6 protein-coding genes are annotated in these 13,511 nt (G+C 71.3%); 4 read left to right on the plus strand and 2 right to left on the minus strand.

The annotated features are described in order from the left end of the window. Position 1 precedes the first annotated feature (1 nt). Together JRI60_RS51075 and JRI60_RS51080 are read right to left on the minus strand one after the other, a co-directional pair. Positions 2-730, minus strand: a complete 729-nt coding sequence (locus JRI60_RS51075) for a hypothetical protein (protein ID WP_204223401.1) — start codon at positions 728-730, stop codon at positions 2-4. A 17-nt stretch (positions 731-747) separates the two neighbouring features. Next, positions 748-1,956 carry a hypothetical protein gene (locus JRI60_RS51080; protein ID WP_204223402.1) on the minus strand — a complete coding sequence of 403 codons (1,209 nt, stop codon included), beginning with the start codon at positions 1,954-1,956 and terminating at the stop codon, positions 748-750. Between the two features lie 111 nt (positions 1,957-2,067). Between JRI60_RS51080 and JRI60_RS51085 the strand changes: the two genes are divergently transcribed. From JRI60_RS51085 to JRI60_RS51100, 4 genes are all read left to right on the plus strand, one after another. Next, the gene (locus JRI60_RS51085) at positions 2,068-8,535 is read left to right on the plus strand and encodes a HEAT repeat domain-containing protein (RefSeq protein ID WP_204223403.1); all 6,468 of its coding nucleotides are present in this window, start codon (positions 2,068-2,070) and stop codon (positions 8,533-8,535) included. Continuing rightward, the gene (locus tag JRI60_RS51090; protein ID WP_204223404.1) at positions 8,532-10,376 is read left to right on the plus strand and encodes an SWIM zinc finger family protein; all 1,845 of its coding nucleotides are present in this window, start codon (positions 8,532-8,534) and stop codon (positions 10,374-10,376) included. Before JRI60_RS51085 ends, JRI60_RS51090 begins: the two co-directional genes overlap by 4 nt. Positions 10,377-10,489: 113 nt before the next feature. Then, positions 10,490-12,469 (plus strand): LysM peptidoglycan-binding domain-containing protein, encoded by a 1,980-nt coding sequence (locus JRI60_RS51095; RefSeq protein WP_204223405.1) that lies wholly within the window; start codon positions 10,490-10,492, stop codon positions 12,467-12,469. A 29-nt stretch (positions 12,470-12,498) separates the two neighbouring features. Next, entirely contained in the window at positions 12,499-13,101 is a 603-nt protein-coding gene (locus JRI60_RS51100; protein ID WP_204223406.1) for a pentapeptide repeat-containing protein, read from the plus strand. Positions 13,102-13,511: the final 410 nt, after the last annotated feature.

The raw sequence follows: 13,511 nt of genomic DNA on the forward strand, positions 1-13,511 counted from the left end.
GTCAGAAGTCCTCACGGGCCTGGGCGAGGGTGTACTCCGTCTGAGCGGGGACGAAGGTCCCCGTTTTCTCCACGAGCCAGGCGGGAGCTCCCTGGGGCAGGTAGAAGTCCTCCTGGAAGGGGGACAGCCCCAGGTGGTGCAGGTACTCCTCGAGCATGTCGAAGGTGAAGCGGTCCCGCACCTTGCGCGCCTGGTACCGCTCCAGCTTCTCGAAGGGAAAGGGCTCACCGGACTGGCCGAAGACCCAACGGCCTCCATCATTGGACGCATAGATGGTGCGTACGTAGTTGAGCCAGTGCGTCTGCCTTGGACCGTACAGTTCGAACATCACGGCCCCATAGCGGCCCTTGTCCTTGCGCAGGGTGTGGGGCACCGCGACCACACGCATGCCCCGGCAGCCCAACGTTTCGGCCATGTAGCCCATGGCACTCGCGGCATCGGTTCCCCCCCACCCGTTTTCGACATACGCCGTCCAGGGACTGCGCGTGGGCATGAAGAGGTGCCGTCGCGTCTCCGGACTGGTCAGTGGCAGCAAGGCGGAGAGGGCCTGCTCCAGCGAACCCGAGACCGGGCGTACATCCACGGCGATGCCACGGGGAGCATGCAGCCCTGCCTGCCACGCCGCGAAGGCGCGAGCGGCATGCTCCGCACCCGTCTCCAGAAACCCCAGTTCCGACGTGATGGGCGCCCAGCGGTCAGCCAGGAGCAATCCCTCCATGTTCTCGATCATCGGTTGGGTCTCGCTTGTCAGGGCACGATGAGGAGGATGCTCTCCGCATCCGGGTCGTTGGACGTGATGCGCGACTGGTGGCCGGGGCCACGGCCCGACGTGGGCGTGTCGTACTCCACGTGGTAACGGCGGCCGTTATAGTCGAACTGCAAGTCCGGTCGATTGGTTCCCACACGCTGGCCGTTGCGCACCGTGACCTGCTGCTGGTTCACCCGGATGTTGCTGGCACCAAGGGTCCGCAGATACCGCATGTCCGCCTGGATCTGCGCGTTCTGGGTAGGACTGGAGCTGATAGGCCGGTCCGGCGGCAGGACCCGAGGCACTCCTGGCCTGGCCGCGACATCTTGAGGCAGGCGTGGGCCAGGGGCTACCCGTGACGTCGGGTTGTTGCCAGCGAGTGCCTGAACCAGGCCCGGCGACGGTGCAGGTGAGCTTGGCGCCGGAGCGGGTGTTGCTGGGACGGGGGCAGGTTCTTGAGCGGGTGGAGCGGCTCGCTCCGCGGGTGGGCGCGATACCGGAGCCTGGCGGCCGGGTGCCTCCTGCCTGGAGAGCGGACGAAGCTCCGGCTCCGAGCCCACTCGCAGCACACGTGAGAAGACGCCCTGAAGGACCTTCGTGCCTGTCAAGGACAACAACAGCACCTTCAGCTCATGCTGGGTCGTCTGTGCCAGGTGCGCGCGCACCTCGAGCATCGTCCGGGCGATGCGCGGGGTGGTGGCCGGAGAGAAGAGGGTGGGCACGATGAGCGCCCCACCCGCTCCCCGGTACCAGGCGTACCTCGGGTGCCCTACCTCCGAGTCGCTGGCCAACAGGTCCGCCAGCGCGGTGACCCGGTCCGGGTAGATGGAGGCATGGAGCGGCTCGGCGCTCGTCACTCCCAGGTCGACATGGGACTCCGGGACGAAGACGGGTAGCGGCAACCCCTCGCAGTAAAGGAGATAGCCGCCCGCGGTGATGCCAAAGCCCACGGCCGTGACCCGGAGGTCGACGAAGTCTCGATGCGCGCGTGGATCGGCCGTCCGCTCGGAGACCCGGGGCAGTTGGACTCCGCCACGGCGCAGTTCCTCTGCCTGTCGGGGCGAGGGGGCCTCGAAGTCAATCTCGACGGTTCGAGCCTGCCCGTACCACCGAGGGACCATCGCGGAGGGCTGAGCAGCGCACCCCGTGAGCAACAACAGGAGCACGAGCCCGCTCAACCGATGGAGCCAACCGACGGTGAGTCGCACGGAGGCCACGGTGCCGGAAAGGCCCGGAAAAATGAAGCGCGGCCATGTCCGCTCGCTCCATCTCCCACGGGTCACCTGTGCTAAACCCCTCCGTCCGGAGGATTCCGACGTATGGCTTCACTCGCCATCGGCAATTACGAGAAGGTCCGCGCGCTCGCGGCCAATGCGCGCCTGCTGCTCGTGGGAGGGGCTCGCGCCTCCACCACCAGCCGCCTCACCGCCTACGAGTCCTCCACCAACAAGGTGGCCTGGAGCGTGGAACTGCCCGCCGCCGTCCTCGGCCTCGCCCTCGCCGGCGAGAGCTGGGTCGCCGCCTGCGCGGATGGGGCCGTGCGCATCGGAGCGCTCGGAGACGGAGCCGTTCAGCGCGAGGTGAAGGACGCCCACCGCGGCGCCTGCACCGCCATCGCCGTCAATCCGGACGGCACCCGCGCCTTCACCGTGGGCCTGGATGGTGCCCTGCGCGCCTGGGAGCTCGCCAAGGGCAAGCGCGTCCACGAGTGGCAGGCCTCGCCCCAGCCCCTGCGCGCCGTCGCGGTGGACCCCTCCGGCACCTACGCCGCGTGCGCCGGTGATGACTCCGTGGTGCGCTCCTTCACCCTCGCCAACGGCGCCCGCCGCGACATGCCCGGCCACGAGGGCGCGGTGCGCGCGCTCGCCTTCACCCCGCGCGACGGGCGCCTCGTGTCCGCGGGCGATGATGGCAAGCTGCGCATCTGGTACCTCGTCGGCGCCGTCGAGCACGAGGTGCGCGGTGACAAGGACTCCGGTCATGCCGGCGCCGTGCTCGCACTCCTCTTCCCTCCCACGCCCACTCCCGAGCGCGGCGAGGAGGCCTCCGACCGCATCTTCTCCTCCGGCGACGATGGCAAGGTGAAGGCGTGGCGCCTCGACGAGCGCCGCAAGCCGCGCACGCTGGACTGCGGGAGCAAGCCCGTGCATGCCCTCGCCTTCGCGCCGCCCGTGAGCGCGCGACAGGCCAAGGTGCAGCTCGGCTTCGTCTTCGCGGGCGGCGAGGACCGCACGGTGCGCCGCTTCGAGCTGGACACCGAGGGCAAGCCCACCACCGACGCCACCTCGTACGCCCACGGCTTCGACCTGCTGGAGGAGGCTCGCAAGGGCAACCGTCCCAAGCGCGAGGCCGCCGTGCGCGAGGCCGTCGCCCTCGAGGAGCCCGAGGCGCTCGACTTCGTCCTCTCCCTGCTCTCCGCCGACCGCGAGCACGAGGTGCGCAAGCTCGCCGCCGAGGAGCTCGGCAAGCACGGCCGCATCGGCGCCCGCGCGAAGCTCCGCGAGCGGCTGGATGACGACAACACGCTCGTGCGTGTCGCCGCCCTCTGGTCCCTCAATGCCCTGGAGAAGGAGTCCCCGCTGGCCGCCCCTCGCGCCGCGCTGGACTCGCGCTATCCCGACACGCGCATGGCCGGCCTGCGCGGGCTGGCCTCGCTCGGTGGGGCCTCGCCGCTGGTGCCAGGTCTCATCGCCAGCAAGCTGACCGACCCGGATGCCACCGTGGGCATCACCGCGCTCGACGTGCTGGTGCAGGTGTCTCCCAAGGGCAGCACCGAGCCGCTCAAGACCGCCTTCGAGCGCGGCCCCGCACACCTCCGCGCCGAGGTGCTCATCCGCGCCGCCGGCGCGGGTTGGTTGGGCTCGCCGCAGTTGCAGCCCCTCGTGGCTCGCGCCCTCGATGACGCGGACGCCGACGTGCGCCGCGTGGCCTTCACCGTGCGCGTGCTGGAGCGCCGGCCCCTCGCCCATGTATTGGAGGAGAAGGACGAGGACTTCTCCCGCGCCGCCCTCGACATCGCCCGGCGTCTCACCCGCCGCGTGCGTCCCTCGGATGACGAGGCCCGTGCCGCCCGCGACGCCCTGCCCGCCACCGGCAAGGCCGGCGAGCCCCTCTCCGAGGCCAGTCTGGAGCCGCTGCTCGCCGCCATGGCCTGCCGCACTCCCGACACCGCCGTGCGCGGCGCTCGGGGTCTCGCGCAGCTCGGGGATGCCCGGGCCCTCGGCGCGCTCCTGCAGCTCTCCCGCGAGTCCGACGCCTCCATCCGCCGCCAGGCCGCCGATGCCCTCCGCGCCCTCCAGGATGCCCGAGCCCGCGAGCGCCTCGTGTGGATGCTGGATGACGAGAACGCCGACGTGCGCGCCACCGCCCTCGACGCGGTGGTGACGCTCGACACCGAGGCACCTCTCTCCAGCGCCGAGGCCGCCCTGCGCTCGTCCTTCGAGGACGTGCGCGTCCGGGGCCTCGACCGGCTCGTGAAGCTCCCGGGCAAGCGCTCGGAGGCCGCCGTGCACCTGCTCGGCGATGCGCTCGAGGACGAGGCCGCCAAGGTCCGCGACGAGGCCTTCCGCACCCTCTGGGCCTGGAACGAGAAGAACCCCCAGGAGGCCCTCGACCGCGCCCTCTCCGGCCGCTTCCCGGATCTGCGCCGCCGCGCCGTCGACGAGCTCGCCGCCCGTATCAAGGAGGACTGGGCGCTCGAGCGGCTGAAGAAGACGGTGGGCGATCGCGACGCCGCCGTGGCCCAGGCCGCCTACGAGGCCTGGGTGAAGCACGTGGGCAAGGAGAAGGCGGAGCCGCACCTCGCCGCCTTCGACACCGCGCACGCCCCGCTGCGCGCCCTGGCCACGAAGAACTCCACCCAGGCTCCCGCCGAGGCGGTGCGCTCGCCGCTCCTCAAGCTGCTGCTGTCCGAGGAGCCACAGGTGTACCTCGCCGCCATCGAGGCGCTCGACAAGCTCATCAAGGACGAGAACGGCCCGCTGCTCGCGGGGCTCGGCTCCAGCGAGCTGCCCCTGAAGGTCCGCGCGGCCGAGCTGCTCGCCGTCCGGGGCGCCGAGGACATCATCGAGCCGATGCGCAACCTCCTCACCGACAAGGAGCTCCAGCGCATCTGGCCCCCGGCCTTCCTCGCCCCGCTGCGTCACCGCGCCGCGCACGCCCTGGCCACGCTCGGCTCGCGCCGGCTCCTGTCCTTCTTCGCCACCACCCTCCTCAAGGACGAGGCCAGTGAGGTGCGCGAGCAGGGCGCCCGGGGCCTCGCCACCGCCAGCCGCCGGGGCGACGAGGGCTACCTGCTGGACGCGCTCGGACACGCGGACGTCGCCGTGCGCTCGTGGGCCGCGGATGGCCTCTCGCGCCTCGGCGACACGCGCGCCCTGCCCGTCCTCACCGGCAACCTGCGCCACGAGCACCAGCCCATCCGCATCGGCGCCATCCTCTCCTTCGCGGCGCTCGGGCCGGACGGCGACAGCGGCCTGCTGCACGGCCTGGAGGACAGGGACCGCGAGGTGCAGGAGACCGTCTTCTCCATCATCCTCGCCCGCGACCTGCGCGCCTCGCGCCGGGGCGAGCCGCCCGACCTGCTCACCAGCGCCCTGTCCAGCGCCCGCCCCGAGGTGCGCTACGCCGCCGCCCGCGCGCTGGAGCTGCGCACCGAGACGGACGCCGCCCACGCCCACCTGGTGGAGGTGCTGCAACCGCCCCGCCCCGAGAAGGTCGGCGACATGAAGGACTGGCCCGCCGAGGACGAGCGCGCCCGCCGCATGGTGGGGCTCGCCGAGGCGCTCGCCAGCGACGTGCCCGAGCAGCGCTACGCCGCCGCCCAGGTGCTGCAACTGCGCCACAAGCCGCTCGACTACTTCCGCGAGGCCTCGAAGGTGGCCCGCCCGCGCTCACTGGAGGCCCCCTGGAAGCCCGAGACGTCTCCCGTGGCCCAGGCCCGCCCCGTGGAGCAGAAGCCCGCGCGCAACTGGCTGCGCCGCCTCTTCTCCACCGGCACCGGCAAGCCCTCCACCGCCGAGCCCTCCGCCGAGGCGCTCGTCACCACCGAGAAGCAGCACCTGCGCCGGCTCGCTTTCGGCGCCTACGTGGGCCTGTTGCGGCAGGTGTCCTCGGGTGACGACGAGGGCCACCGCGTCCGCCGCGACGCCGTGGACCGCGTGGTGAAGCTCACCCAGGAGGGTTACGCCGGCACTCCCGCCGCCGTGGCCGCCCTGCTGCGCGCCCTGGAAGACCCGCACCAGCTGGTGCGCAAGGCGGCCCTCTCCGGACTCAAGGAGCTGTACCCCTCCGGCTCCGACGAGCCGCTGGCGCTCGCCCTGGCCTCGCTCTCCCCCGACGTGGCTCGCGCCGCCCTGGACGAGCTCGCCGCACGGGGCGAGTCCTCCAAGGGCCGCATCACCGCCGCGCTCAACTCGCCCCTGTCCGACGTGCGCAAGTACGCCTTCGAGCTGCTCGAGCGCCTCAGCCCTCCCGGCAGCCTGGAGCCCCTGCTGGCCGCGCTCGGCAGCGAGCACGCCGACCTGCGCGTGGGCGTCATCGAGCGCCTCGCCGGGGCCAATGACGCGCGCGTCACCGAGGCCCTCGGCCGCGCCGCGGGCAGCGAGCACGAGGACCTCCGTCTGCGGGCCGCGGAGCTGCTCGCCTGGCGCCAGGATGACCGCGCCGTGGACGTGCTCTCCGCCTTCCTGCGCTCGGAGAACGCCAGCGTGGTGAAGCGCGCGCAGGAGGCCCTGGCCCGGCTCGGCTCGGCCAAGGCCGTGGGAGCGCTCGCCGCCCGGCTGCGCACCGCGACGGAGATGACCGAGCGCCTCGCCCTGGTGAAGGCCCTCGGCCGCACGCGCCGGCCCGAGGCGCTCGACGCCCTGGCACAGCAGCTCGACGACGCGGAGCACCCCGTGCGCCTGGCTTGCGTGAGCGCCGCCATGGACGTGGCCACTCCGCCCGAGAAGGACGAGAAGGGTGAGCGCAAGCGGGACGCGGCGCTGGCGGTGCGCTTCCTGCGCTCGGCCGTGCGCAACCCGGACCCGATGGTGCGCAAGGCCGCCGCCACCGAGCTGGAGCCCGGCGACGACGTGGGCCAGGACGAGCTGCTCGCGGGCCTCTTCGCGGACCGGGACGTGACGGTGCGCATGGAGTCCGTGGCCCGCTACGCCTCGCGCGTCATCCACAAGGGCGCGAAGGTGGATCCGCTGGAGGAGGTGCTGCGCGGCGGTGCTCGCGAGCTGATGCTGCCCGCCGCCGAGGGCGTGGCCTCGCGGGGCCTGACGAGCGCCCTGCGCCCGCTGCTGCTGTACGTGCGCGCGGGCGAGGAGGGAGACCGCGAGCGCGCCCTGCTGGCCCTGGGCACGCTGGGTGATGCGCGTGCACTGTCCGAGCTGGAGCAGGTGGCGGCTGGTGGTACGGCCGAGGCCCCCGTGGAGACGAGCATGGTGGCCGCGGCCCTCGAGGGCCTGGGCCGGCTCGCCCCGAAGCTGCCCGAGGGCGAGGATCGGCGCCGCGCCGAGGAGAAGGTGGAGCTCGCCGCGATGGAGGCCACGGACAGCGAGCTGCAGATGGCCGGCGTCCGGGGCCTGCGCTTCATCGGCGGCGAGCGGGCGCGCTCGCGGCTGGAGACGCTGCTGCGCGACGACGACACCGACAACGAGGTGCGCACCATCGCCGCCCAGGAGCTGGGCAAGCTGGGAGACACCGCGGCCGAGGGCACGCTGGCCTCCGTGCTGGACAACTGGGACGACGACCTGCGCATGGCCGCACGCAAGGCCCTCGACGCGCTGTTCCCCAAGGACCGCGTCCGGGTGGAGTTCCTCGCCGTGATGAGCGAGCAGGAGGACATCTCCGAGCCCGCCGCCAGCTACCTCTCCACCGAGGCGGACCCGATGCAGCTCCTGCCCCGGCTGGCCACGCTGGACAAGGAGGAGCTGCGGCAGCGGCTGCGTCGCGGACTGGTGCGGCGCGCGTCGCTGCCCGCCGGAGCGCTCGCGTCGCTGCTTGGCCACGAGAAGCCCTCGGCACGCGAGGAAGCGGCGTGGCTGGTGGGCGCGCGCACGGGCGAGGAGGAGTCCTCGCGGGCCTGGTCCAAGGAGGACAGCGCCACACTGGGCCGCGCCATCACCACCGCCGAGCGCCGCACCGCGACCGAGTGGGCCTCCACGCCCAACCCCAAGCGAGACCCCCTGGCCAGCGCCTGGGAGCGGCTGCTCTGGGCGGGCTCGCGCCTCGGTGTGGCCGAGCTGGCCAAGGCCGCCAAGGACATCCTCCAGGGCGGTGAGGCCAAGGCTCCCGCCGGGGTGCGCCTCGAGGCGGCCCGGGCGCTCGGCCGGTTGAACACGGCCCCCGAGGCCCTGAAGGCCGCGCTGTCCGACGCGAGCGCCGAGGTGCGCGAGGCCGCCGCCACGGCCCTGGCCCGCATCGCCCCCGAGCGCGCCGCCGAGTGGGCGCTGGCGGTGCAGCCGTTCGACCCGGTGGCCATGGGCCCCACGGGCGTGGCGGCGCGCACGCCGAAGCAGCTCGCCACGGACGAGGCCCGGCGCCTCGCGCTGCCCGAGCTGCTGGCCGACAAGGCGCTGGAGCCGCTGCGTCCGCTGGCCACGCACAAGGACGAGACGGTGCGGCAAGATGTCTGGGCCGCGCTGGGCCGGCTGGGTGGAAGCGAGGCGGCGGAAGTGCTGCGCGCCCAGGCCTTCGACAAGTCGCAATCCGTGGAGCTGCGGAAGGCCGCCTACCGCGCCCACAAACGTGCACTCCGCGCCGCCGAGCGCGCCCGGAAGGAAGGAAGCCCGTCGTGAGCACCGCCACCCACCACGCCGTCGAGCTGCGTTACGCCACCGCGAGTGACGTGGACGCTGGCGCCAACACCTCGCGCGTCCTGCTGGCCCTGGAGGGTTCCCGGGGCACCGTGGGCGTGCGCGGCCGGGTGCGCGAGCCCGCCCTCTTCCGCGACGCGCTCGCCGCCACCCTCGGCATCCTCGCCAGCGACTTGCGCTACCGCGGCAAGGACCGCACCGCGTACCTCGCGTACCTGATGAAGCAGGGCAAGCGCGCCACCGCCCAAATCTGGGAGGCGCAGAAGGCCTTCCTGGAGCAGTCCCTGGAGGGCGAGAAGCAGGCGGACGCGGTGTTGGACCCCGTGCTCACCGTCGACCCCGACCAGGTGTCGCTGGAGGTGTTCTCCCGCGACGAGAGCGCCTACGCACGCCTGTCCTTCGACAACTCCCTCTTCGAGGGCCGCGAGGCCGCGCACGGCTCCACCTTCCTGGACGTCCCGGGAGACCTGCTGGCCAAGGTGGACCGGCTGCGCACCTACGTGCCGGTGTCGCTGGAGGCGCACGTGGCGCTGCCCGCGCGCACCGCCGAGGCTCGCGCCGCGCGCAACGTGGAGGTGCCCCACGCCTGGCTGCGCGGCTTCCTCCAGGTGCAGTCCGCCGCCACCCTGCCCGCGAGCACCTGCTCCCTGGCGGCCATTGATTTGTACAACCTGCTCTTCGCGCTGCGCACCCGGAAGGCGAAGAAGGCTCCGCGCGCGCTGCGCTTCGAGCTCGTCCCCGGCGCGCAGCCGAGGCTGGTGTTGGAGCCGTGGGAGCTGGTGCTGGAGTGCCACGGGCCGAAGTACCAGGGCAGCGCGCCCGCGGTGGTGCGCACCTTCGGGCGGCAGCGGCTGGCGGCCCTCGCGCGCCTGTTGCCCCATGCGCAGGGCGTGCGCGTGCAGATGCTCGGGCCGGGCCTGCCGGTGTTCTGGGTCATCGACCTCGGCCCGGCGACGCTGACGCTGGCCCTCACTGGCTGGACGGAGAGCGGCTGGTCCAGCGCGGCGGCCTTCGATGCGCTCATGCCGCGCGCGGTGCCGGACGGGCTCGCGGAGAAGCTGCGCAACCGGCTGCGCAAGGAGGGCCCGCTCACCTTCGAGGCCCTGTCCTCGGGCACGGACGCGCCGAAGGACGCGGTGCGCGGGGCGTTGCAGCTCGAGTGCCTGCGCGGGCGTGTCCTCTATGACATCGCGAAGGGGACGTACCGGCCCCGCGAGCTGCTCTCCACGCCGGTGGACGAGGCCGTCATCCGCTACGGCAACGAGCGCGAGGAGCGGGCGCACCGGCTGCTGGGCGACGGTGGCGCGGGAGCGGGCGAGGTGAAGCTCACCAAGATTCACGAGGTGGTGGGCGTGGGCACGCGGCTCTCCGGAGAGGTGGTGGACCGCGAGGCGGTGCGCAGCTTCTTCCCGGGCTTCCTCCTGGACCTGGAGGGCCGGGTGCGCGAGGCGAGCTGCGGGTGTCCGCACTACCGGCGCTCGGGGCTGCGCGAGGGCCCGTGCGAGCACATGATTGCCTTGAGGCTCGCGTACGCGAGGCAGCGCGCGCAGGAGGAGGCACTGCGGCAGACGCCGAAGGGCCGGGCGCTCATCCGCGCGGAGACGCGTGCGTACGTGCGGCGCGACGACTCGGGCCAGGAGCAGGTGTACCGGGTGTCCCTCGACGGCAAGCTGGTGTCGGTGGAGTGGGGCCCGCGCCTGGGCGAGCAGCGCCACCAGCGGCTGTGGTTCGACACGGATGGAGAGGCGCGCACGGCGTATTTCGCGCGCCTGGAGTCACTCGCGGCCGAAGGCTTCATCGACTCGGCGGGCGGAGGGGTGTAGCCAGCGCTGGGGCTGGTGCCGAGCGAGGCTGCCTGCCGGTTGGACACCGTCCGGGGTTCCGGGGAGGGGGCAGAGATTTGACAAGCCCTCCCCGTGCATAATCCGCCGGGTCCATGTCCAGCATCGAGTACCGAGTCCAATCAGGCGACACCCTGTCGGCGATTGCCCGGCGCTACAGCGTCACGATGGACGCGCTGGCCCAGCTCAACCACATCAGCGACATCAACCACATCCGCGCCGGGCAGGTGCTGCGGATCCCCAAGGCGAGTTCCTCCCCGAAACCTCCCCCACAGCCCAGAAGCCACAGGGTCCTCGCGACTGACACCCTGTCGGGGATTGCCCAGCGCCACAAGGTCTCCGAGGAGGAGCTCGCCGAGGCCAATGGCCTCACCCGCCCCTACCGTCTCGTCATCGGGCAGGTGCTGACGCTCCCGATAACGAATCCCTCCCCCGCTCCAACCAGCCACAAGCCCGCCAGCACCGCCCAGCTCGCCAACACCACTCCGGGCAACACCCCAGTCAGCAAGAAGGTCCGCCAGAAATCTCCGTTCGAGCGGAGCAAGGCGATCGGCAGCCTCGGCCGCGTCTCCAACGCCGATGGGGTGAACCTGCGCGAGCACCCCGACAGCAAAGCGCCCATCAAGAAGCGCCTCGCCTTCAACACCCGGGTCTTCGCCGGCAACGAGTTCCCCGGCGACTGGTACTTCGTCACGCTCGAAGACGGGAGCTTCGGCTACGTCTACACGAAGTACGTCATGCTCCATCCCCCCGAGCCCGGGGCGATCCTCCACAAGATCGAGCCTGGCGAGAGCGCCCTACAGATCGTCAAGCAGTACTACAAGGGCAGTGCCATCTCCTGGGGCCAGGACGAGCGCTACTACGTCAACGTCCTCGTCGAGGCGAACAAGACCAAGGCGCTCACCGGCATCTACAAACCCAGCGCGGGCGCGGACTGGAGCCAGACGCGGACGCGCGAGGGCTACTTCATCTGGATTCCCAGCCTGACCTTCGCCAAGAGCCTTCGCGACAAGGTCGGCTCGGGCTCCATCAGCTACAACCTGTGGAAGGACGTCCGCCGAGCCGCCATCGCCATCGGCGAGTACCACCTGGGAGCCGCGGCGTTCTACGCGGGAATCATCCACGGAGCCCTCGAATCGCTCTGGGATCTGGTCGCCGGGGTCATCGACCTCGTGGAGATGGTCTGGAAGTTCCTCGTGAGCCTCCTCACGGGCGAGCTCTTCTCGGATGCGAAGGGCCTGTGGGAGGCCCTCAAGGCGCTGAAGCTCGATGAGCTGGTGAAGTCGGGCCTCGAGAAGTTCCTCGCCCGGTGGAACGATCCGGATCTGCTGCGCCGATGGCTGTTCCGCGGCTGGCTGGTCGGCTACGCGGTTCTCGAACTCCTGATGGAGATCTTCACTGGCGGCGCCGCCCTCGTGAAGTGGGTGGGCAAGGCCGGGAAGCTCAGCAAGCTGCTCACGAAGTTCCCCAAGGTCCAGGGCGTCCTGGAGAAGGCAAAGGGGATCGCGAAGTCCCTCCCCGCAGACCTCAAGAAGAAGCTCACCAAGACGGTGACCGAGTCCGCGGAGCAGTCGGCGGACCTCCGGAAAGCGGATGGGCCGGTGGGCCCGGCGCGAAAGGTCGATGACGTCGACGACGCCCCCAAGGTGGACCCCAAGAAGCAGGAGCCCGAGTCCACCCTCGCCCAGCTCAGGGCGCGCTTCACGGAACTCGCCAGGGATCCTGCCCACAACGGGAAGATCTCCTCGAAGACGATCAATGAGGCCAAGGTGGGCCTCAAGCTGGAGAAGTCGGGCAAGCTCAAGGGCCCCATCACCCGCGACCCCAACCCCGCGGGCGCCGAGTTCATCGACGCGGACGGCATCAAGTGGGACGTGAAGTCCTTCCGGTCGGACTTCCCGCCCAAGAAGGGCGGCTTCAAGCTCGAGCGCGACCTCGAGAAGATCAAGTCCGAGCTCGCCGAGGGAGAGAACGTCATCATCGACACCCAGAAGATGAGCCCGCAGCACGTGGCGGATCTGAAGAAGGCCCTCTCGGAGGCGAGCCTGCTGGACCGGATCCTCTGGTACCCTTGAGCGGTATCCCTCGAGAGGCATGCACGGACATGGACAAAGGCATCGCGAATCGGCTGGCACTCCATAAGGTGTGGGTCGACTCACAGGGAGAGCGCGGCACCCAGCTGTCCCTGGAGGACGCGGACTTCACCCAGGCGAGCCTCCCCGCCCAGGTGCTCACGGATGCCGAACTGCCGGGGGCCCGCTTCACGGAAAGCACGCTGACGAAGGCGGACTTCTTCGGCGCCAACCTGGCCTCCGCCTCGTTCGATCGCGCCGACCTGTCGGGCGCCCAGCTGGGCAAGGCCAACCTGGACTACGCCTCGTTGAAGAAGGCAGTGCTGAAGAAGGCCCAGGCCATCAAGGCCAGCTTCTGCGAGGCGGATCTGGAAGGGTCGGACCTGACGGGAGCGGACCTACGGCGAGCCCAGTTCCTGGAGGCCAACCTCGAGTCCTGCATCCTCCGGGATGTCCAGCTGGAGGGAGCATTGCTGAATGGAGCCCGGGTGCGCGGGGTGGACCTGCGCGGCGCCCAGGGCCTGTCGTCCCTCCAAGTGACGTGGCTCAACCTCGGCAGCGGCGAGGCGCCCGTCCGGATCGAGGGCGCCGCGCTGAAGCAATGGCTGACGAAGGCCGCGAGCAAGGCTCCCTGAGAGACTCCTGCGAGCTGGGATGGAGGAGGCCCTCAGGGGCGGGAATCGCTCCCGCCATTCCAGTGCTCGTGTAGCACGACACTGGAGGCCACCATCGCCACTCCCGCACAGGCTTCACGTGTTCCCCCACTTGAATCGTGTTCGCCGGGGCGCTGGGCAACATCCGCGCCACACGGGCCGTCGCTCTGCATTTCGAACAGGCCCCCAGGGGATGGGGCTCCGGCGAGGCCTCGGCGCACGACAGGAATGTCAGGGCACTTCGGCCCCGAGGAAGACAAACGTGTCTTCTGCCCACGGGATGGTGTAGAAATCCCAACAGGAGGGGCGGACGCGACGAAGCACAGCAGACGCGCCAGGTAGCGCGAGTGGTCGAGAGAGGTCCTAAACCGCATCAGCCTCGGCGCCTCGAG

It is taken from the genome of Archangium violaceum, from assembly GCF_016887565.1.
Classification (GTDB): domain Bacteria; phylum Myxococcota; class Myxococcia; order Myxococcales; family Myxococcaceae; genus Archangium; species Archangium violaceum_B.